The sequence below is a fragment of the Rhodopseudomonas sp. P1 genome (genome assembly GCF_039642825.1).
Taxonomy (GTDB): Bacteria; Pseudomonadota; Alphaproteobacteria; order Rhizobiales; family Xanthobacteraceae; genus Rhodopseudomonas; species Rhodopseudomonas palustris_H.
Genome location: NZ_CP088006.1, coordinates 3823640 through 3845530, shown reverse-complemented (window position 1 = coordinate 3845530; position 21891 = coordinate 3823640). Strand labels below are relative to the sequence as shown.

Sequence of the window (21891 nt, the reverse complement as noted above, 5' to 3'; positions counted from 1 at the left end):
GAGACTGGAGCGGCCATGCTGGTCTGTATTCCCGAGGTTCTGCCGAAGTCCGAGGTCGCGGAATTCCGCCGCCTGATGGACGCCGCGGAGTGGGAGGACGGCCGCTCCACCGCCGGCGCGCAGTCGGCGATGGTCAAGCGCAATGAGCAATTGCCGCCGGACAGCGATCTGGCGCGTGCGCTCGGGCGCAGGATCGTATCGGCGCTGACTGCGAATCCGAAATTCGTAGCGGCCGCGGTGCCGCTGCAGATCTTCCCGCCGCTGTTCAATCGCTACGCGGCGTCGGGCGGCCACCATTTCGGCATCCATGTCGACAATGCGGTGCGCGGTGATCATCTTACCGGTCTGCGCATTCGCACCGATCTGTCGGTCACGTTGTTCTTGGCCGAACCGGACGAGTACGACGGCGGCGAACTCGTGATCGAAGACACTTACGGCTCGCACGAGGTCAAATTGGCCGCGGGCGATGCCGTGCTGTACCCGTCCACCAGCCTGCACATGGTGACTCCGGTCACGCGCGGCGCACGGGTGGCGTCTTTTTTCTGGCTGCAGAGCATGATACGTGATGCGCAGGCGCGCAGCATGATCTACGATCTCGACAACGCCATTCAGGCCCTGGTCGAGCGGCTGGGACGCGATGACCCTGAAACGGTCAAATTGACCGGTATTTATCACAACCTCATCCGCTACTGGGCCGAAGTATGAACAAGTTGAGCTTCCGATCGATCGGCGTTGCCCTGATCGCACTGTCCCTGTCCGCGCCGCTCGCGCCGTCCGTCGCACAACAGCCGGCGCCGCCTCCCGCCGCCACCGCACCGTCGCAACCCGCGGCTCCCGCGCCGGCCGCCACCGCTCCCGCGCCGGCCGCATCGCAGGCGCTGCCGGAGGCAGGGCATCAGCCCGGTAGCGTCACGCCCGGCCTGTCCGAGCTGTCGCCGTGGACGATGTTCCTCAACGCCGACATCATCGTCAAAATAGTCATGATCGGTCTGGCGATCTCCTCGGTGATCACCTGGACGATCTTCATCGCCAAGAAGGTCGAGCTCGGCCGCGCCCGTTTCCGGCTGCGCCGCTCGCTGAAGCAGATCGGTGAATCGCGCTCGCTGGCCGAGGCGCAAATGGCGCTCGGTGACAAGCACAGCGTGCTATCGATGTTGCTCGCCGCCGCCCTGCGCGAGGCGAAGCTGTCGGCCGGTCTGTCGAGCGATGAAGGCATCAAGGAGCGCGCGGCGTCGTCGTTCAGCGAGTATGTGCGCGCCGAAGGCCGTCACATGCGCCGCGGCATGGGCTTCCTCGCCACCATCGGCGCCACTGCACCGTTCATCGGCCTGTTCGGCACGGTGTGGGGCATCATGAACAGCTTCATCGGCATTTCGAAGTCGCAGACCACCAACCTTGCGGTGGTCGCACCCGGTATCGCCGAAGCGCTGCTCGCCACTGCGATCGGCCTCGTCGCCGCAATCCCGGCGGTGATCATCTACAATCACTTCTCGCGCGAGATCAAAGTCTACCTCGAACTGGTCGCCCGCGCGTCCGGCGCCGCCGGCCGTCTGCTGTCGCGCGATCTCGATCGCAGCCACGGCAGCGCGCATCGCGCCCGCGCGGCGGAGTGAGCGATGGCTGTCTCGCTCGGCAATTCCGACGATCTCGACGACGATTTCGACGAGACCCACGAGATCAACGTCACGCCGTTCATCGACGTGATGCTGGTGCTGCTGATTATCTTCATGGTGGCGGCGCCGCTGTCGACGGTGGACCTTCCGGTCAGCCTGCCGACCTCGAGCGCCACGCCGCAGAAACGGCCGGACAAGCCGACCTATGTCAGCATCAAGTCCGACCTGGCGGTGGCGATCGGCGAGAACCAGGTCAAGCGTGTCGACTTGGTGAAGACGCTCGACACCATGCCGGACATGACCAAGGAACGCTTCATCTTCCTGCGCGCCGACCGCGCGGTGCCGTATGGCGAGCTGATGGACGTGCTGGAGATGCTGCGGGCCGGCGGCTACGCCAAGATCAAGCTGGTGGCGCTGGAAGCGGTGCCCGGCGCCAAGCCGGACGGCAATTAGCCGTCTCGCGCGAGGGGACGAGGCAAAGCCTTTGCAGGCTTCGCCGGCCGGGTGGCTCGGGTCCGCTCGCAAACACAGTTGCACTTTGTTAGAAACGCAATCGCATGACCGACCCTGACCTCAACCGCAATGGCACCTACCGGCTCTGGCTGATGGCCGCCGTCGGCGCCGTGGCGTTGCACGTCGGCGGCGCCGCGCTGGCGCTGGTCAGCATGCCGGAAGATGCCGACGACGACGCGCTCGGCGCGCCGGCGATCGAGGTCGGCGTCGAGATGATGTCGCCGAAGATCGAGGCCTCCGATCTGCCGCCGGGCCCGGACACCGAGGCGTCGATGGCGTCGCCGGCGCTCAACGAGCAGAAGGCCGAGGTCAAGGACTCCGACCTGCCGAAGGACACGCCGCAGGAGACCGAGGAGCCGGACCGCGTCGTCACCACCGAGACGCCGAAGAAGGTCGACGAGGAGCAGAAGGAAAAGGCGCAGCAACAGCAGCAGGCCTCGACCGAGTCGGTCGCCGCTGAAGCGACCGCGATGCCGAGCAACGAGTCCGCCAAGGAAGGTCCGCGCTCGGTCGCGCCCGCACAGGGCGTCGGCAAGGCCGCCGCCCGCATCCGCGCCACCTGGCAGAAGGAGCTGGTAGCGTATCTCGACAAGCACAAGCGCTACCCGAAGGAGGCCGCGCAAAAGAACGTGCGGATCGTCGTCGGCTTCGAACTCGACCGCGTCGGTCACGTGCTGTCGATGCGGATCGTCGAAGGCTCCGGCGACGCCGCGTTCGATCAGGCCGCGCTCGACATGATCAAGCGCTCCGACCCCGTCCCCGCACCCCCGCCGCTGGTCGCCGACGAGGGCCTGACCTTCAGCCTGCCGGTGATCTTCCGGACCAAGGGGAAGGGTTAAGGGAGGCTGCCGGCTTGCTGAGCCCTGTCTGCCTCCGCGGCAGCTTGTCAGCGTGACGCTTCGAGCCTGTTGTCTCTTCCACATCATCCCTGCGCCGTCATTCCGGGGCGCGAGCGAAAGCTCGCGAACCCGGCGACTGTCTCATGTGTCAAGGGTCTTACCTTGATATGGCGTGTCGGCTTTGACGAGTGCGTTGGCTGTGACGAGCAGTTTTCGGGCGATTGCGATGAGCGCGACCTTTCCGGGTTTTCCTTGCAGGCGAAGGGCGTTGTAGTCGTCGCGGAGCTTGGGGTGGTGGCGGGCGGCGACCAGGGCGGCCATGTAGAGGGCGGCGCGAACGCAAGGACGTCCGCCGGCGATGGCGGCGCGAGGCGGCGCTGCGCCGGATTGGCTGACGTGGGGCGCGAGCCCTGCGAGGCTGGCGATGGCCTTGCGATCGCGCTGGCCGAGTTCGGGTAGGTCGGTGATGAGGAGCGTAGCCACCCGTTCGCCGATGCCGGGGATCGATTTGAGGATGTGAAGGACGCGGCGGAGTTCGGCGTCGTCGCCGATGCGCCTGGCGAGTTCGGCCTCGATGGCTTGGCACTGCGCCGACAACGCGGCGATCGCGGCCCGATGACTATCGAGCAGGAGCGTGCCGCGGACCTGCTTCATCCGGGTCTTCTCCATCGCGATCATCTCGGTGAGCTGGCGGCGTCGGAGCGACAACGCCTTCAGCTCGAGTTGGGTGTCGGTCGGCAGGGGCAGGGGGCGCAGGGTCTCGGGCATAGTGAGAGCGAAGCGCGCAATCAGTCGCGCGTCCAGCCTGTCGGTCTTGGCGCGACCGCCTTCGGCCTCGCGGAACGCCTTGATCCGGCGCGGATTGACGATGCCGACTTCGAAGCCGGCGACCGAAAGCGCTTTGACCAGCGGTTCGGCATAGGGACCGATCGCCTCCAGAACCACCCGCCTGACGCCGGAGCGTTCGAGGCGGGCGATGATCTCGGCGATGCCATCGGCCAGATTAGGCATCCGGAAGGTCTGGCCCGACGGAGCCAGCGCGACATCGAGGAAACGTTGGCCGGCATCGACGCCGGCCGCAACCGCAAGCGGCACTGCAATCGTCATGGGCATCGGTCCTGTATGCGGGCGATCACCGCAACGGCAATGCCCGTGCGACTGTTCGATCAAGCAACACCGACAGAGGCGCCCGCACCGGGTTACGGCGAGATGATCGGCCGGGAATCTACCGAGCGGCCTCCGTCGTGCTGACTATGCACCAGCACCTCGCAGATACAGGAATCTGCTGTGGGCAATGACCAACGACCGTCATCGCCCGCGCAGGCGGGCGAACCCGTATTGCAGAGCTCTCGTGGTTATCCTCGACGCCCTGGGATACTGGATCCCCGCCTGCGCGGGGATGACATCGGGAGACTCGTTCGGGCACGAAGCAAGGCGTTCTCGCGCCGTCGCCCGTGGAGCTGCCCGTAACGACGAACACCACTGACAGAAGCCGTCATCGCCCGCGCAGGCGGGCGAACCAGTATTGCAGAGCCTTCGTGGTTATCATCGACGCCCTGGGATACTGGATCCCCGCCTGCGCGGGGATGACATGGGGAGATTCCTGCACGCACAAAGCAAGGCTCTCTCGCGGCATGCAGAACATCTCGGGATTCCGGGTTCGCGCTGCGCGCGCCCCGGAATGACGTTGTGGGGTAAGTGCGTAGTTTAATACGTCGCGCGTCCGCCGGAGATGTCGAACACCGCGCCGGTCGAGAACGCGCAGTCTTCCGACGCCAGCCATGCCACCAGGGCGGCGACTTCTTCCACCAACACGAAGCGGCCCTTCGGGATCTTCGACAGCATGAAGTCGATATGCTGCTGCGTCATCTGGTCGAAGATCGCGGTGCGCGCCGCGGCCGGCGTCACCGCGTTGACCGAGATGTCGTAGGCCGCCAGCTCCTTGCCGAGCGATTTGGTCAGCGCGATCACGCCGGCCTTCGAGGCCGAGTAGTGCGCGGCGTTCGGGTTGCCTTCCTTGCCGGCGATCGAGGCGATGTTGACGATGCGGCCGTATTTGTGCGCGATCATCGACGGCACCACCGACTTGCAGCACAGGAACGGGCCGTCGAGGTTCAGCTTCAACACCCGCCGCCACTCGGTGTAGTCGGTCTCCCACACCGTCTTGTTGACGCCGGCGATCCCGGCATTGTTGACCAGGATGTCGATCTTGCCGAACGCCTGCAGCGTTGCGTCACGTGCGCGGTCGACCGCAGCCGGATCGGTGACATCGACCTCGACGGCGATCGTCGCGTCGTCGCCGATCTCCTTGGCGGTCCGCTCGGCCAGCGCGAGGTCATGGTCCCACAGCGCCACCTTGGCACCTGACGCAACGAACCGCTCCGCGATCGCCCGCCCAATCCCCTGCGCCCCGCCGGTGACCACGGCGCAGCGATGGTTGAGGTCGATGGTGTTCATGGCTGCTCCCCCCGTTATGAGCTGTTGCGGTATCGCCGCGCCGGAAGCGCGCTCCCTCGCCCCGCTGTTGCGGGGAGAGGGCTGGGGTGAGGGGCCTTTGCGGTCCTGCGCAGGCGGCGATCGCTGCGATGCAGTGCCTTGCCCCTCACCCGGCGCTACGCGCCGACCTCTCCCCGCTCTTGCGGGGAGAGGTTAGTTACAACGTCCAGCCGCCGTCGATGATGTGGGCGACGCCGGTGGTGAAAGCGCTTTCGTCGGAGGCGAGGTACACCGCCAGTGCGGCGATTTCCTCGGCGTTGCCGAGACGGCCCATCGGTTGGCGCGACACGAACATCTCGCGGCCCTGCGGCCCGAGCGCGGCGGCGCGGCCGAGCATCGACGGCGTTTCGATCGTCCCTGGGCAGATCGCGTTGCAGCGGATACCGCGGGTGATGAAATCGACCGCGACCGCGCGGGTCAGTGCCGCCACCGCGGCTTTCGTTGCGCCATAGACGTAGCGGTTCGGCGCCGCTTTGAACACGCCGGCGGCCGACGAGATGTTGACGATCGAGCCGCGTCCCGCTTCCAGCATCGCGGGGAGAAACGCGCGGATAGTGCGGTGCATCGACTTGACGTTGAGGTCGAACGAGAAGTCCCAATCCGTATCCGAACAGTCGAGCACCGTGCCGTGATGCACGAAGCCGGCGGCGTTGAGCAGGATGTCGATGGTGCCGGCCTCTCGGGCGATCGCTTCGACTGCCGCGGTGTCGCGGACATCGAGCTTCGCGGTCCGCGCAATGCCGTGCTCGGTGAGCGGCGCCAGCCCGGCGTCATCGATATCGGTCGCGAACACCTCGGCGCCCTCGCGCGCAAACGCAATCGCCGATGCCCGCCCAATCCCCGCCGCCGCGGCGGTGACGAACGCGCGCTTGCCTTTCAGGCGGTCGGTCATGCTGTTTCCTCCCGACGACGTCATGGCCGGGCTTGACCCGGCCATCCATCGTTCTTCGTGTGATGATGGATGCGCGGGTCGAGCCCGCGCATGATGATCGTAATGGGGCACGTGCCGTGCCCCAGCCGCCCCATCAATGATTATGCCGCGCCACGCCGACGGCGCCGGCGATGTTCTGGTAGCGGGTGGCGAACTCCATGCAGGCGCCGGTGGCGTGCTGGCCGACCGTCGAGCGATACAGCTCCTGCCATGGCGTCTGGTGTTTCGGATAGGCGAAGCCGCCATGCTCGGCGAGATCGGCGCGGCGCTGCTTGAGCTCCTCGTCCGAGATCAGGATGTCGGCGCTGCCCTTGTTGAGGTCGATGCGGACGCGGTCTCCGGTCTTCAGCAGCGCCAGCCCGCCATTGGCGGCGGCTTCCGGCGTGGCGTTGAGGATCGACGGTGAGCCCGAGGTGCCGGACTGACGGCCGTCGCCGATGCACGGCAGCGAATGGATGCCGCGTTTGATCAGCGCCGCCGGGGGCTGCATGTTGACCACTTCGGCGCCGCCCGGATAGCCGATCGGCCCGGTGCCGCGCACGAACAGGATGCAATGCTCGTCGATATCGAGCGCGGGATCGTCGATGCGGTGGTGATAATCCTCCGGTCCTTCGAACACGATGGCGCGGCCCTCGAACGCGTTCGGGTCCTTCGGGTTGGACAGATAGCGCTCGCGGAATTCGAGGCTGATCACGCTGGTCTTCATGATCGCGGAATCGAACAGATTGCCGCGCAGCACCAGGAAGCCGGCGTCATGCACCAGCGGCGTGTCGTAGCGATGGATCACGTCGCCATCCGGGGCGGGCGCGCCGGCGCAGTTCTCGCCCATGGTCTTGCCGTTCACCGTCAGCGCGTCCTGGTGGATCTTGCCGTGGCGCATTAATTCGCCGACCACCGTCGGCACGCCGCCGGCGCGGTGATACTCCTCGCCGAGGTAGAGACCGGCGGGCTGCAGATTGACCAGCAGCGGAATGGCGTGGCCGACGCTCTGCCAGTCGTCGATCGACAGCTCGACGCCGACATGGCGGGCGAGCGCATTGAGATGGATCGGCGCGTTGGTCGAGCCGCCGATCGCCGAATTGACCACGATGGCGTTCTCGAACGCCTTGCGTGTCAGGATATCGGACGGCTTCAGATCCTCCCACACCATTTCGACCGCGCGCACGCCGGTTTCGTAGGCGATCTGGCCGCGCTCGCGATACGGCGCCGGGATCGCGGCGCAGCCGGGCAGCGACATGCCGAGCGCCTCGGCCAGCGAGTTCATCGTCGAGGCGGTGCCCATGGTGTTGCAGTGCCCAACCGACGGCGCCGACGAGGCCACGATCTCCATGAACTGTTCGTAGTCGATCTCGCCGGCGGCGAGCCGCTCGCGCGACTTCCACACCACCGTGCCGGAGCCGGTGCGCTCGCCATTGTGCCAGCCATTGAGCATCGGGCCGCCCGACAGCACGATCGCCGGGATGTTGACGGTCGCGGCCGCCATCAGGCAGGCCGGCGTAGTTTTGTCGCAGCCGGTGGTCAGCACCACGCCGTCGAGCGGGTAGCCGAACAGCACTTCGACCAGGCCCAGATACGCGAGATTGCGATCGAGTGCCGCGGTCGGGCGCTTGCCGGTTTCCTGGATCGGATGCACCGGAAACTCCATGGCGATGCCGCCGGCCGCCCGGATGCCTTCGCGAACGCGCTGCGCCAGATCGAGGTGATGCCGGTTGCACGGCGACAGGTCGTTGCCGGTCTGGGCGATGCCGATGATCGGCTTGCCGGACTGCAGTTCCGCGCGGGTCAGTCCGTAGTTCAAATAGCGCTCGAGATAGAGCGCGGTCATTCCCGGATTATGCGGATCGTTGAACCATTCGCTGGACCGGAGTTTACGCCGGGGGCTGCCGGCATCGTGCTTCGTCATCGTATCTCCCGCACCGCACACATCCTTGAAGCGGATGTTTTGAGCGCCTTTGCTGAGCATGGAACGGCGCGCATGCTGGCATGTCGCACCGCGCTACGCAATCGGCGTAGTGTGATCACGCCGGACTAATTTGGAAGCGCGACAGCGGCGAAATATTCTGCTAAGAGTTGCGTCAACATAAGTCTCACGCTGGCGGCAATGACCGCAACAAATGGCGGGACATCGGGAGGTGCTGGATGGCGTCGGTGCAGATTCACGACGTGCGTAAGTCTTTCGGCGGCTTCGAAGTATTGCACGGCGTGACTGTTCCCATCGAAGATGGTGAGTTCGTCGTTCTGGTCGGCCCGTCCGGCTGCGGCAAATCCACTTTGCTGCGGATGCTCGCAGGGCTGGAAAAAATCACCGCAGGAACGATCTCGATCGGCGAGCGCGTCGTCAACGACGTGCAGCCGAAGGAGCGGGACATCGCCATGGTGTTCCAGAACTACGCGCTGTACCCGCACATGACGGTGGCCCAGAACATGGGCTTCTCCCTGAAGCTGCGCGGCGCCGATCAGAAGACCATCGACAGTAAAGTGCGGCGCGCTGCCGACATCCTCGATCTCGGCAAATTGCTCGACCGCTATCCGCGCCAGCTCTCCGGCGGCCAGCGCCAGCGCGTCGCGATGGGCCGTGCGATCGTGCGCGATCCGCAGGTGTTCCTGTTCGACGAGCCGCTGTCGAACCTCGACGCCAAGCTGCGGGTGGCGATGCGCACCGAGATCAAGGAACTGCATCAGCGGCTGAAGACCACCACGGTTTACGTCACCCACGACCAGATCGAGGCGATGACGATGGCCGACAAGATCGTGGTGATGCAGGACGGCGTGGTCGAGCAGATCGGCGCGCCGCTGGATCTGTACGACCGGCCTGACAACAAATTCGTCGCCGGCTTCATCGGCTCGCCGGCGATGAACTTCCTCGACGGCACGCTGAAGGTGAACGGCGGCCAGCCTTACGTCGAGACCGCCAACGGCGCCAAGCTGCCGGTGATGGCGGCGCCGGCGAACGGCAACGGCCGCACTGTCTCTTACGGCATTCGGCCTGAACATCTCGACTTCGCCGACAGCGGCATTGCGGCCGAGGTCGCGGTGGTCGAGCCGACCGGCTCCGAAACCCAGATCGTGGCGCGTGTCGGCGATCAGGAAGTGATCGCGGTGTTCCGCGAACGGCATCCGGTCGCGCCCGGCGATCTGATCCATCTGCAGCCGCGCGCCGACGTCGCGCATCTGTTCGACAAGGAGAGCGGCCGGCGGATCTAGAGCGCGACAGACAAATACAAGAATTGGTCGATCAACGAACCAATGCACAAAGCGGAACATAGGGAGTGAACGACAGATGACGGACTTTACCCTCGATCGCCGCACGTTGTTGAAGGGTGGCGCGATCACGTTGGCCACGGCAGCGACGATGTCCGCCGACCAGTTGCTCGGCTACGCCAAGGCCTGGGCGCAGGCCTCGCCGTGGAAGCCGGAGCCCGGTGCCAAGATCAATCTGCTGCGCTGGAAGCGGTTCGTCGAAGCCGAAGACGTCGCCTTCATGAAGATCGTCGACGCGTTCCAGAAGGCCAACAACGTCACCATCAACGTCTCCAACGAGTCCTATGACGACATCCAGCCCAAGGCGTCGGTCGCCGCCAACACCGGGCAGGGGCTCGACATGGTGTGGGGCCTGTACTCGCTGCCGTTCCTGTTCCCGAACAAGTGCACCGACGTGTCGGACGTCGCCGATTATCTCGCCAAGAAGTGCGGCGGCTGGAGCGACTCCGGCAAGGCCTACGGCATGTACAACGGCAAGTGGATCGGCATCCCGGTGGCGGCGACCGGCGGCCTCGTCAACTACCGGATCAGCGCGGCCGAGAAGGCCGGCCACAAGGAGTTTCCGAAGGACCTCGCCGGCTTCTCTGATCTGGTGAAGGGCCTCAACAAGAACGGTACGCCGGCCGGCATGGCGCTCGGCCACGCGTCGGGCGATGCCAATGGCTGGCTGCACTGGGCGCTGTGGGCGCACGGCGGCGCGCTGATCGACAAGGACAGCAAGGTCGTCGTCAATTCACCAGAGACCGCCAAGGCGCTCGAATACGTCAAGGGGCTGTACGACAACTTCATCCCCGGCACCGCGTCGTGGAACGATGCCTCCAACAACAAGGCGTTCCTGGCCGGGCAGCTTTATCTCACCACCAACGGCATCTCGATCTACGTCACGGCGAAGAAAGACAACAAGGAGATGGCGGAGGATATCAACCACGCGCATCTGCCCGCCGGCCTCAACGGCAAGACCCGCGAGCTGCACCTTGGCTTCCCGATCCTGATCTACAACTTCACCAAGTTCCCGCAGACCTGCAAGGCGTTCACCGCCTTCATGATGGAGCCGGAGCAGTTCAACCCGTGGGTCGAGGCGGCGCAGGGCTATCTGTCGCCGTTCCTGCTCGACTACGAGAAGAACCCGATGTGGACCGCGGACCCGAAGAACACGCCGTATCGCGACGTCGCCCGCACCGCCTCGACGCCGGCCGGCGACGCCCAGATGGGCGAGAACGCCGCGGCGGCAATCGCCGACTTCGTCGTGGTCGACATGTTCGCCAACTACTGCACCGGCCGCGAAGACGTGAAGACCGCCATGAGCAGCGCCGAACGCGCTGCAAAGCGGATCTTCAGGGCGTAACGGGGAAGAGAAGGGGCGGCGACATGCGCCGACCCTTTCCAATGGGAACCTCACGTTCGTCATTCCGGGGCGCGCCACTTGGCGCGAACCCGGAATCCATACTCTCGGCGGTGGTTATGGATTCCGGGCTCGCGCTTCGCGCGCCCCGGAATGACGAACGTGAGGGGAGTGAGACCTTCACTCGGCCCGCAGGCGGCCGGACGGAGTTAGCATGACTACACTTCAGATGCGCGAGCACTCCGGCCCCACTGCCTGGCAACGCCTGCGCACCAGCCGCAATTTCATCGCGCTGTGGTTCATGCTGCCGGCGGCGGCGTTCCTGCTGCTGTTCCTGGCCTATCCGCTGTTTCTCGGGGTGTGGATGAGCTTCACCGATGCGCGGATCGGGCGCGGCGGGGTGTTTATCGGGATCGAGAACTACGAGTGGCTGTGGGACGACAGCATCTTCTGGCTGTCGGTGTTCAACACCATTCTGTACACGGTGGTCGCCAGCGCGATCAAATTTGCGGTCGGCCTGTATCTGGCGCTGCTGCTCAACCGGCACATGCCGTTCAAGGCGATCATCCGCGCCGCGGTGCTGGTGCCGTTCATCGTGCCGACGGTGCTGTCGGCGATCGCGTTCTGGTGGATCTACGACTCGCAGTTCTCGATCATTTCCTGGTCGCTGATCAAGCTCGGGGTGATCGACCAGAACATCAACTTCCTCGGCGACTCTAATTGGGCGCGTGCATCGGTGATCTTCGCCAATATCTGGCGCGGCGTGCCATTCGTGGCGATCACGCTGCTGGCCGGGCTGCAGACGGTGTCGCCGTCGCTGTATGAAGCGGCGACGCTGGACGGCGCCACCGCGTGGCAGCGTTTCCGCTACATCACCTATCCGCTGCTGACGCCGATCATCGCGGTGGTGATGACGTTCTCGGTGCTGTTCACCTTCACCGATTTCCAATTGATCTGGGCGCTGACCCGCGGCGGGCCGGTCAATGCCACGCATCTGATGGCGACGCTGAGCTATCAACGCGGCATTCTGTCGGGCCGGCTCGGGGAGGGCGCGGCGATCGCCACCGCGATGATCCCGTTCCTGCTCGCGGCGATCGCGATCTCGTGGTTCGGCATGCAGCGGCGCAAATGGCAGCAGGGGACCGACAATGACTGAGACCACCGCCTCCGATCCGCGGCTCGCCGTCAAAGCCGCCGCCACCGTCGCGCAGAGCGACGACAGCGAGGGCATGAGCTATCTGGAGTCGCTGCCGCGCCGGCTGGTGACGCTGTATCTGCCGCTGTTCGTCATTCTCGTCGTGCTGCTGTTCCCGTTCTACTGGATGGGGCTGACGGCGATCAAACCCGACGAGCAGCTGATCGACATGGAGACCTACAACCCGTTCTGGGTGGTGCATCCGACGCTCAAGCACATCCAGAAGCTGCTGTTCGAAACCCAATATCCGCGCTGGCTGTGGAACACGATGTATGTCGCGGCCGCCTCGACGGTGCTGTCGATCGCCGCCAGCGTGCTCGCCGCCTATGCGATCGTGCGGCTGCGCTTCCGCGGTGCCGATACCGTTGGCGGCGCGATCTTTCTGGCGTATCTGGTGCCGCCGTCGATCCTGTTCATTCCGCTGGCCTCGGTGATCCAGGCTTACGGGCTGTTCGACTCACCGCTGTCGCTGATCCTGGTGTATCCGACGCTGCTGATCCCGTTCTCGACCTGGCTGCTGATGGGCTATTTCAAGACCATCCCGTTCGAGCTTGAGGAATGCGCGCTGATCGACGGCGCCTCGCGCTGGCAGATCCTGATCAAGATCATCATTCCGCTGGCGGTGCCGGGGCTGATCTCGGCCTTCATCTTCTGCTTCACGCTGTGCTGGAACGAATTCATCTACGCGCTGACCTTCCTGCAGTCGACGCCGAACAAGACGGTGCCCGTGGCGATCGTCAACGAATTCGTCGACGGCGACATCTACAAATGGGGCTCGCTGATGGCCGGCGCCCTGGTCGGCTCGCTGCCGCTCGTCATCCTGTACGCGTTCTTCGTCGAGCATTACGTGTCGGCGATGACCGGGGCGGTCAAGGAATAGCAATGCTTCGTCATTGCGAGGAGCGAAGCGACGAAGCAATCCAGCGCCGTGCACTGAACTGGATTGCTTCGCTTCGCTCGCAATGACGATGCGGTCGGACAAGTCAGGCCATTCCGCAGGCACATGGTTATCCTGAGCGCGCTCTTGCGCGCGTCTCGAAGGATGGGCCACACTCGCCTCATGGACTTTAAGATTCATCATCAGGGCCGTCATTCCGGGGCGCGAGCGGAGCTCGCGAACCCGGAATCTGCAGCGGGTACCGAGATTCCGGGTCCGCGCCTGCGGCGCGTCCCGGAATGACAATTGAGAGGGGACGTTCCTTGCACATTCTGATACTCGGCGCCGCCGGCATGGTCGGGCGCAAGCTCACCGACCGGCTGCTGGCGGACGGGCGGCTCGGCAGCCGCGAGATCACCCGGATGACGCTGCAGGACGTGGTGGCGCCGGTGCGGCCGCCGCATGCCTCGATCGCGATCCAGGTGGTGACCAGCGACCTTGCCGAGCCGGGACAGGCGGCGGCGCTGGTGGCGCATCGGCCGGAGGTGATCTTCCATCTGGCGGCCATCGTCTCGGGCGAAGCCGAGGCGGATTTCGACAAGGGCTACCGGATCAATCTCGACGGCACCAAGCATCTGATCGATGCGATCCGGGCCGAAGGCGACGACTATCATCCGCGGCTGGTGTTCACCTCGTCGATCGCGGTGTTCGGCGCACCGTTCCCGGATAAGATCGGCGACGAATTCCTGTCGGCGCCGCTGACCAGCTACGGCACCCAGAAGGCGATCTGCGAACTCCTGATCGCCGACTATACCCGCAAGGGATTCTTCGACGGCGTCGGCATCCGCCTGCCGACGATCTGCGTCCGCCCCGGCAAGCCGAACAAGGCGGCGTCCGGCTTCTTCTCCAACATCATCCGCGAGCCGCTGAATGGCGAGGAGGCCGTGCTGCCGGTGTCGGACGAGGTGATGCACTGGCACGCCTCGCCGCGCTCGGCGGTCGGCTTCCTGATCCACGCCGCCACTATGGACACCGCCGCGATGGGGCCGCGCCGCAGCCTGTCGATGCCTGGGCTGCCCGCCACGGTCGGTGAGCAGATCGCCGCATTGGAACGTGTTGCCGGCAAGGCCGTGGTGGAAAGGATCAAGCGCGAGCCCGATCCGACCATCATCGGCATCGTCGGCGGCTGGCCGCGCAACTTCTCGACCGACCGCGCGCTGAAGCTCGGCTTCACCACCGCCGAGAAGACCTTCGACGACATCATCCGCATCCACATCGAGGACGAGTTGGGCGGCAAGTTCGTGAAGTAACCGCCTTGCCCGCACCGTCATTGCGAGGAGCAGCCGGATCGGGGCTTCGCTCCGTCCGGGCACAGGCGCCGCGAAAAGCGATCCAGCTCCGTGCACACTCTCTGGATTGCTTCGCTGCGCTCGCAATGACGCGGATGGGCCGGCGTCCGCCCTTCGTGCCACGCCCGGCCACCATTCCGTGAGCGGGGATGTCTTTATCTGATGGTCATCCTATAATAAATCCAGGTTCGAGTTTCATCGACCTTCGAGGAGAAAACGCCATGACTGCCAGCATCGTTGGATGGGCCCATATGCCGTTCGGCAAGTTCGACGCCGAAACCGTGGAAAGCATGATCGTCCGCGTCGCCACTGAGGCGATCGCAGACGCCGGGATTGCGCCGGGCGACGTCGACGAGATCGTGCTCGGACATTTCAATGCCGGCTTCTCGCCGCAGGACTTCACCGCCGCGCTGGTGCTGCAGGCCGATCCGGCGCTGCGCTTCAAGCCGGCCACTCGGGTGGAGAACGCCTGCGCCACCGGTTCCGCCGCCGTGCATCAGGGCATCCGCGCGATCGAGTCCGGCGCCGCCAAGGTCGTGCTCGTCGTCGGCGTCGAGCAGATGACCCGCACCCCGGGGCCTGAGATCGGCAAGAACCTGCTGCGCGCGTCGTACTTGCCGGAAGACGGCGACACCCCGGCCGGGTTTGCCGGCGTGTTCGGCATCATCGCCCAGAAGTACTTCCAGAAATACGGCGACCAGTCCGACGCGCTGGCGATGATCGCCGCCAAGAACCACCACAACGGCGTCGCCAATCCCTATGCGCAGATGCGCAAGGATTTCGGCTTCGAGTTCTGCCGCGCCGAAGGCGAAAAGAATCCGTTCGTCGCCGGTCCTTTGAAGCGCACCGACTGCTCGTTGGTGTCCGACGGCGCCGCGGCCCTGGTTTTGACCTCGGCGGAGAATGCCAAGGCGATGGGCAAGGCGGTCAACATCCGCGCCCGCGCCCATGCGCAGGATTTCCTGCCGATGTCCAAGCGCGACATCCTGCAGTTTGAAGGCTGCACCGTGGCTTGGCAGCGCGCGCTGGAGCAGGCGGGCGTCACGCTGAACGATCTGTCGTTCGTCGAGACCCACGATTGCTTCACCATCGCCGAGCTGATCGAATACGAAGCGATGGGCCTGACGCCGAAGGGGCAGGGCGCCCGCGCGATCAAGGAGGGCTGGACCCAAAAGGACGGCAAGCTGCCGATCAATCCGTCCGGCGGTCTCAAGGCCAAGGGCCATCCGATCGGCGCGACCGGCGTGTCGATGCACGTGCTGAGTGCGATGCAACTGCTCGGCCAGGCGCCGGAAGGCATGCAGATCAAGGACGCCAAGCTCGCCGGCATTTTCAATATGGGCGGCGCGGCGGTCGCCAATTACGTGTCGGTGCTCGAACCGGCCAAGTAACCGACAGCCGGGGGGCGGGGGATGAATCTGGCGGAATGGCTTGCTGCGAGCGCCCGGCTACGGCCGGGCGCTCCGGCGCTGCTGACGGGCACCACGGTCGATGCCGACTACGCGACGTTCGCGTCGCGTGCGGCATCGTTCGGAGCGGCGCTGGCGCGCGATTACGGCATCGCGCCCGGCGATCGCGTCGCGTTGTTCGCGCATAACTGCACGCGCTATCTCGAGGCGCTGTACGGCATCTGGTGGGCGGGCGCGGTGGCGATCCCGATCAACGCCAAGCTGCACGGCAAGGAGGTCGCCTGGATCTGCAGCAACGCGGAAGCAAGACTCGCGCTGATCTGCGACGACACCGCCGACACCTTCAACGAAGCCTCCTGCGATCTGCCGCCCGGCATGGCGGTGCTGGCGATCGACAGCGACGGTTACGACCGTGCCCGCAGCCGCGAGGGGGCCAAGGCACCGGTCGCGCGCGACGATCACGATCTCGCCTGGCTGTTTTACACTTCCGGCACCACCGGCCGGCCCAAGGGCGTGATGCTCAGCCACGGCAATCTCGTGGCGATGTCGCTGAGCTATCTGGCCGACGTCGACGCGGTGACGCCGGAGGATGCGGCGCTGTATGCCGCGCCGATCTCGCACGGCGCCGGGCTCTACAACATGATCCACGTCCGGTTTGGCGCGCGGCATGTCGTGCCGGAGTCCGGCGGGTTCGATCCGGACGAGGTGCTCAGCCTCGGCAAGCAGCTCGGCAACGTCGCGATGTTCGCCGCGCCGACCATGATCAAGCGCCTGGTCGATGCCGCCAAGCGCCGCGGCGAGACCGGCGAGGGGCTGCGCACCATCGTCTATGGCGGCGGCCCGATGTATCTCGCCGACATCCGCGAGGCGCTGAGCGTGATGGGCCAACGCTTCGTACAGATCTACGGCCAGGGTGAATCGCCGATGACGATCACCTCGCTGAAGCGCGCGCTGCACGCGGACGTCGATCATCCGCGCTATCTGCAGCGGCTCGCCTCGGTCGGCACCGCGCAGAGCGTGGTGTCGGTGCGGATCACCGGCGCGAACGGCGAAGTGCTGCCGCCGGGCGAGACCGGCGAGATCGAGGTCAAGGGCTCAACCGTGATGCTCGGCTATTGGAACAATCCGCAGGCCAATGCCGAGACGCTGAAGGACGGCTGGCTGCGCACCGGCGATGTCGGGCGTTTGGATGACGACGGCTTCCTGACGCTGTCGGACCGCTCCAAGGACGTGATCATCTCCGGCGGCACCAATATCTATCCGCGCGAGGTCGAGGAGGCGCTGCTGACGCATCCGGCTGTGCGCGAGGTCTCGGCGATCGGGGTGGCCGATCCGGAATGGGGCGAGAACGTCGTCGCCTGCGTCGTGCTCGCCGACGACGCCGCGGCCGACGACGCCACGCTCGACGCCCACTGCCTCGCCACCATCGCCCGCTTCAAGCGCCCCAAGCGCTACGTCTATCTCGACGCGCTGCCGAAGAACAATTACGGCAAAGTGCTGAAGACGGAGCTGCGGAAGATCGTGAAGTAATTCGGCAACAACTTCCGATTCTCCTCGTCATGGCCGGGCTCGTCCCGGCCATCCACGCCTTCGGGGTATCGCGAAGTCAAAGGCGTGGATGCCCGGCACAAGGCCGGGCATGACGAACTGATAGGTCCGAGAATGCCAAGGTCGCAAGATGCTGGAGGCAACCCTCCGTTATCGCGAGCCCCCGGGTTGGCGCGAAGCGCCGCCCGATGACAGGCTCCGCGAGGCAATCCGGCTCTCTGCACTGAGCTGGATTGCTTCGTCGCTGCGCTCCTCGCAATGACGGGATGATAAAGGGGCGCGATGTCGACGACGGTCGCCGGTTATCGCATCACCCCCACCATCGCCGGACGATCGTCGCCGTTGATCCAGAGACCGAAGGTGGTGCCGTCTTCGCTCGCGGCCTCGCGCAGCGATGCAATGCGGCCGAAATACACCGGGCCTTTCAGCCAGAGGTCGAGCTGCGTCGGCGGCTCTGGTGTCGGGGCGAGGTGACCGAGGCATTGCGCGGCGATGCGCTGCGGGTGGGCCGAGGCGGCGGCGAAGCCGGTGGCACGCGCGTAGAGATCGACGAGGTGCAGCGGATTGTAATCGCCGGTCAGCGCCGCCCAACGCAGCCGCTCGTCGCCAGCGACAGTCCATTGCGTCAGCGGCGGCAGCGATGGCTCGATCGGGGGCGACGCCATCGGCGCGCCATCATCCGCGCCGTGGCTCGCCGGTCCGTCGAAGCGGCCGCGGTAATAGAACGTGGTGATGCTTTGCCACGGGCAATCCTCGCCCTGCATCAGTTGCGCCAGGACGTCGAGCTCGATGCCCTTGTCGTGCACCCGCCAGCCGGTCGCCCGCACGATCAGGTCGGACGGCGTGTCGAGCTTGATCGCGCCGCTGCGGATCACCCGGTTGCGGAGCTGCAGCGCGCGCCAGATCGGCAGCGGCCAGTCCCGGCACATCAGCAGCGCCATCGTCAGCCGGAAGCCGGTGACATGCGGCGCCAGCAGCATCAGGCGGTCGGCGGTCGCCGCATCGTCGCGGCCCGCAGCGCGTTGCAAGGTCGCCAGCGCAGCGGGACTGATCTGATAGCCGCGCCAGATGAAGCTGAAATCCGGGAAGCCGTCTTTCGGATTCCAGCCGCGCGAGGGCGCGAAGGCGTTCAGCATCAGCGCCGGGCCGAATGGCGGCGCGGTGTAGGTTGTATGATGGGTGGTCATCGCCGCTCGTCTCCGCCCCAAACTGCGGGAAGTCAACGGTTCGGCGGCTGCTTGGTCAATGAGGGCGGTCAAAACCTTCCGCGTCGTGGAGTTTGTCCCGCATGGCGCCACGCCGGGCGCCGGCTTGATCTCGGCGAGCCGGTCCCGTTACATCGCGATCACGGTGCCGATCAGAGCGCCGCGAACCAGGGATGCGAAGCGCCGCAATGGGGCCACTGGCGGGCACGACAATCGTCGACATGACGTCGGTGCTGATGGGGCCTTACGCCACCCAGATGCTCGGCGATTACGGCGCCGACGTCATCAAGATCGAATCCCCCGACGGCGACGTTACCCGGCAGATCGGTCCGGCGCGGCATCCCGGCATGGGGCCGGTGTTTCTCAACGCCAATCGCAACAAGCGCAGCATCTGCCTCGACCTCAAGCACGACGCCGGCCGCGCCGCGGTGCTGCGGCTGATCGCGCGCGCCGACGTGCTGGTGTATAACGTTCGCCCGCAGGCGATGGCGCGGCTGCGGCTCGGCTATGACGACGTCGCGCCGCTCAATCCGCGGCTGATCTATGCCGGCGTGTTCGGCTTCGGCCAGGATGGGCCGTATGCGGCCAAGCCGGCCTATGACGATCTGATCCAGGGCGCCACTGCGCTGCCGGCGCTGAATGCGCGGGTCGGTGACGGCACGCCGCGCTACGTGCCGAATGCGCTGGTCGACCGCATCGTCGGGCTCACCGCGGTCGGCGCGATCTGCGCCTCGCTGGTGCATCGGGATCGCACCGGCAAAGGCCAGCGGCTCGACATGCCGATGTTTGAGACGATGGCGAGCTTCGTGATGGGCGATCACATGGGCGGCCTCACCTATGAGCCGCCGCTCGATCGCGGCGGCTACGCACGGCACCTGTCACCGGACCGCCGGCCGTATCAGACTGCCGACGGCTACATCTGCGCGATGGTCTATAACGACAAGCAGTGGATCAGCTTCCTCACCGCGGTCGGCCGCGACGATCTGCTGGCCGACGACCGCTACACCAGCTTCGCGCGGCGCGCGGTGAACATCGACGTGGTCTATGCCGAGCTGGCGCGGATCTTTCTGACCAGGACTACGGACGAGTGGGTGACGTTGCTCGACGCCGCCGACGTACCGGCGATGCGGATGCACGACCTCGAAAGCATCCTGCACGACCCGCATCTGGTGGCGACCGATTTCTTCCCCGTCGTCGAGCATCCCAGCGAAGGCGCGATCCGCGACATGAAGGTTTCGGCGACGTGGTCGAATACCAAGGTCGAGCGCCAGCGCTTCGCGCCGCGGCTCGGCGAACACGGCGCCGAGGTGCTTCGCGAGGCGGGCTATGGCGACGGTGAGATCGCGGCGCTGGCGGAATGTGGGGCCGTCAGGTTGCCGGAAGCGGAGAGTTGAGCGGATGGAGCAAGCGAGAGCAGGGCTCGATCGCATTGCTGGGTTGCCGGCACAGTGCCTCTTCTCCCTCTCCCGCTTGCGGGAGAGGGCTGGGGTGAGGGCACTTGCCACAGGCTCAGTGCCCGCGGCCCCCCACCCCCGACCCCTCCCCGCAAGGGGGAGGGGAGCGCGCGGTGCTCGGCGCGATGCTGATCGCCTTAATCACAATCGGTCTCTCCTCCGTCATTCCGGGATGCGCTGCGCCAGCGGCGCAGACCCGGAATCCCGAGATTGTGTCGCAGGGAGATTCCGGGTTCGTGAGCTGCGCTCACGCCCCGGAATGACGTTGAGAGGCTCTGCCCAGCAACGAGAACAGGCGCTGATGTCATGAGCTACATCACCGGCGTCGGCCTCACCCGGTTCGGCAAGATCGACGGCTCGACCACGCTGTCGCTGATGCGCGACGCGGCGGAGGCGGCGATCGCCGACGCCGGCCTGAAGCGCGGCGACATCGACGGGCTGCTGTGCGGTTATTCGACCACGATGCCGCATATCATGCTGGCGACGGTGTTCGCCGAGCATTTCGGCATTCGGCCGAGCTATTGCCACGCGGTGCAGGTTGGCGGCGCCACCGGCATGGCGATGGCGATGCTGGCGCATCAGTTGGTCGAGAGCGGGGCCGCGAAGAATATCCTGGTCGTGGGCGGCGAGAACCGGCTGACCGGCCAGAGCCGCGATGCCTCGGTGCAGGCGCTGGCGCAGGTCGGTCACCCGATCTACGAGGTGCCGCTGGGGCCGACCATCCCGGCCTATTATGGCCTGGTGGCATCGCGCTACATGCACGACCATGGCGTCACCGAGGAGGATCTCGCCGAGTTCGCGGTGCTGATGCGCAGCCACGCCATCACCCATCCCGGCGCCCAATTTCAAGAGCCGATCAGCGTCGCCGAGGTGATGGCATCGAAACCGATCGCCTCGCCGCTGAAGCTGCTCGATTGCTGCCCGGTGTCGGACGGCGGCGCCGCGCTGGTGATCAGCCGCGAGCCGACCACCGAACATCGCATCAAAGTGCGCGGCTGCGGTCAGGCCCATACCCATCAGCACGTCACGGCGATGCCCGCTGACGGACCGTCCGGTGCCGAGCAGTCGATCGAGCGGGCCTGGGCGGCGAGCGGCGCTGCGGTGTCGGACGTGAAGTATGCAGCGGTGTACGACAGCTTCACCATCACGCTGTTGATGTTGCTCGAAGACCTCGGGCTCGCAGGCCGAGGCGAAGCGGCGGCGCGGGCGCGGGATGGCCACTTCTCGCGAAACGGCGCGATGCCGCTGAACACTCATGGCGGATTATTGAGCTATGGCCATTGCGGTGTCGGCGGCGCGATGGCGCATCTGGTCGAGACGCATCTGCAGATGACCGGGCGGGCCGGTGATCGTCAGGTGCACGATGCCTCGGTGGCGCTGCTGCACGGCGATGGCGGCGTGCTGTCGTCGCATGTCAGCATGATCCTGGAGCGGGTGCGATGAGCGAGATGACGATGCCCGATTGGACCGGCGGCGAGCCGACGATCACGTATCAGCGCTGCGGCGGCTGCGGCGCGGTGCAGTATTTCCGCCGGGATTTTTGCGCGGCCTGTGGCGGCGAGGAACTGACGACGATGGTCGCGAGCGGCGAGGGCGTGGTGTGCGCCGCGACCCTGGTGCATCGCGCCGCCACTGCGGAGGCGCGAGCACATGTGCCGTTCAAAATCGTGCTGGTCGATTGCGCCGAGGGATTCCGGATGATGGCGCATGGCGCGAACGATCTGGTGATCGGCGACCGCGTCCGCGCCGGGTTCACCAGCTTCACCGGCCAGTTGGTGCCGATGTTCGAGAAGCTGCCGCGCTGATCGCTGGAAGTGCGGCGGCGGGCGCGCGGAGCCCGCCGCGTTTGGACATCTCAG

19 protein-coding genes are annotated in these 21891 nt (G+C 65.8%); 14 read left to right on the top strand and 5 right to left on the bottom strand.

What is annotated here, in order from left to right:
- Window positions 1-15: 15 nt before the first annotated feature.
- The 4 genes from LRC39_RS17820 to LRC39_RS17805 all read left to right on the top strand — a co-directional run bounded on the left by LRC39_RS17820 (window position 16) and on the right by LRC39_RS17805 (window position 2965).
- On the top strand, window positions 16-705 hold the full coding sequence (locus tag LRC39_RS17820; RefSeq protein WP_346295139.1) for a Fe2+-dependent dioxygenase: 690 nt from the start codon (window positions 16-18) through the stop codon (window positions 703-705).
- A complete protein-coding gene (exbB, locus tag LRC39_RS17815; protein WP_346295138.1) occupies window positions 702-1613 on the top strand; it encodes a tonB-system energizer ExbB in 912 nt (303 codons plus the stop codon). Before LRC39_RS17820 ends, exbB begins: the two co-directional genes overlap by 4 nt.
- Window positions 1614-1616: 3 nt before the next feature.
- Window positions 1617-2066 (top strand): TonB system transport protein ExbD, encoded by a 450-nt coding sequence (gene exbD / locus LRC39_RS17810; protein ID WP_107356298.1) that lies wholly within the window; start codon window positions 1617-1619, stop codon window positions 2064-2066.
- Between the two features lie 104 nt (window positions 2067-2170).
- On the top strand, window positions 2171-2965 hold the full coding sequence (locus tag LRC39_RS17805) for an energy transducer TonB (protein ID WP_107356297.1): 795 nt from the start codon (window positions 2171-2173) through the stop codon (window positions 2963-2965).
- A 141-nt stretch (window positions 2966-3106) separates the two neighbouring features.
- Here the strand turns inward: LRC39_RS17805 and LRC39_RS17800 are convergent, their stop codons facing one another.
- The 4 genes from LRC39_RS17800 to LRC39_RS17785 all read right to left on the bottom strand — a co-directional run bounded on the left by LRC39_RS17800 (window position 3107) and on the right by LRC39_RS17785 (window position 8295).
- Window positions 3107-4072, bottom strand: coding sequence for an IS110 family transposase (locus LRC39_RS17800; protein ID WP_346295137.1), 966 nt, complete (start codon window positions 4070-4072; stop codon window positions 3107-3109).
- Between the two features lie 600 nt (window positions 4073-4672).
- The gene (locus LRC39_RS17795) at window positions 4673-5422 is read right to left on the bottom strand and encodes an SDR family NAD(P)-dependent oxidoreductase (RefSeq protein ID WP_346295136.1); all 750 of its coding nucleotides are present in this window, start codon (window positions 5420-5422) and stop codon (window positions 4673-4675) included.
- A 196-nt stretch (window positions 5423-5618) separates the two neighbouring features.
- Window positions 5619-6353, bottom strand: a complete 735-nt coding sequence (locus LRC39_RS17790) for an SDR family oxidoreductase (RefSeq protein WP_346295135.1) — start codon at window positions 6351-6353, stop codon at window positions 5619-5621.
- Between the two features lie 133 nt (window positions 6354-6486).
- Window positions 6487-8295, bottom strand: a complete 1809-nt coding sequence (locus LRC39_RS17785) for an IlvD/Edd family dehydratase (RefSeq protein ID WP_164635640.1) — start codon at window positions 8293-8295, stop codon at window positions 6487-6489.
- A gap of 236 nt (window positions 8296-8531) precedes the next feature.
- Between LRC39_RS17785 and LRC39_RS17780 the strand changes: the two genes are divergently transcribed.
- The 7 genes from LRC39_RS17780 (at window position 8532) to LRC39_RS17750 (ending at window position 17355) form a co-directional block, all read left to right on the top strand.
- Window positions 8532-9596, top strand: coding sequence for an ABC transporter ATP-binding protein (locus tag LRC39_RS17780; protein WP_346295134.1), 1065 nt, complete (start codon window positions 8532-8534; stop codon window positions 9594-9596).
- Between the two features lie 76 nt (window positions 9597-9672).
- Complete coding sequence (locus tag LRC39_RS17775; RefSeq protein WP_346295133.1) at window positions 9673-10998, top strand: ABC transporter substrate-binding protein; 1326 nt, start codon at window positions 9673-9675, stop codon at window positions 10996-10998.
- Between the two features lie 211 nt (window positions 10999-11209).
- Window positions 11210-12151: a carbohydrate ABC transporter permease gene (locus LRC39_RS17770; RefSeq protein WP_346295132.1), complete on the top strand. Its 942-nt coding sequence runs from the start codon at window positions 11210-11212 to the stop codon at window positions 12149-12151.
- Window positions 12144-13070: a carbohydrate ABC transporter permease gene (locus tag LRC39_RS17765; RefSeq protein WP_107345251.1), complete on the top strand. Its 927-nt coding sequence runs from the start codon at window positions 12144-12146 to the stop codon at window positions 13068-13070. Before LRC39_RS17770 ends, LRC39_RS17765 begins: the two co-directional genes overlap by 8 nt.
- A 320-nt stretch (window positions 13071-13390) precedes the next feature.
- A complete protein-coding gene (gene denD, locus LRC39_RS17760; RefSeq protein WP_346295131.1) occupies window positions 13391-14377 on the top strand; it encodes a D-erythronate dehydrogenase in 987 nt (328 codons plus the stop codon).
- A 260-nt stretch (window positions 14378-14637) separates the two neighbouring features.
- Complete coding sequence (locus LRC39_RS17755; RefSeq protein WP_107345249.1) at window positions 14638-15807, top strand: acetyl-CoA acetyltransferase; 1170 nt, start codon at window positions 14638-14640, stop codon at window positions 15805-15807.
- 21 nt (window positions 15808-15828) lie between these two features.
- The gene (locus LRC39_RS17750; protein ID WP_346295130.1) at window positions 15829-17355 is read left to right on the top strand and encodes an AMP-binding protein; all 1527 of its coding nucleotides are present in this window, start codon (window positions 15829-15831) and stop codon (window positions 17353-17355) included.
- A 320-nt stretch (window positions 17356-17675) separates the two neighbouring features.
- On the opposite strand, the gene LRC39_RS17745 is transcribed toward LRC39_RS17750, so the two are convergent.
- On the bottom strand, window positions 17676-18560 hold the full coding sequence (locus tag LRC39_RS17745; protein ID WP_346295129.1) for an acyl dehydratase: 885 nt from the start codon (window positions 18558-18560) through the stop codon (window positions 17676-17678).
- 206 nt (window positions 18561-18766) lie between these two features.
- Here LRC39_RS17745 and LRC39_RS17740 point away from each other — a divergent pair, with 206 nt between their 5' ends.
- From LRC39_RS17740 to LRC39_RS17730, 3 genes are all read left to right on the top strand, one after another.
- Complete coding sequence (locus tag LRC39_RS17740; RefSeq protein WP_346297525.1) at window positions 18767-19972, top strand: CaiB/BaiF CoA transferase family protein; 1206 nt, start codon at window positions 18767-18769, stop codon at window positions 19970-19972.
- A 366-nt stretch (window positions 19973-20338) separates the two neighbouring features.
- Entirely contained in the window at window positions 20339-21475 is a 1137-nt protein-coding gene (locus LRC39_RS17735; protein ID WP_346295128.1) for a thiolase family protein, read from the top strand.
- Complete coding sequence (locus LRC39_RS17730; RefSeq protein WP_346295127.1) at window positions 21472-21837, top strand: Zn-ribbon domain-containing OB-fold protein; 366 nt, start codon at window positions 21472-21474, stop codon at window positions 21835-21837. The genes LRC39_RS17735 and LRC39_RS17730 overlap by 4 nt, the downstream gene beginning before the upstream one ends.
- Window positions 21838-21891 lie beyond the last annotated feature (54 nt).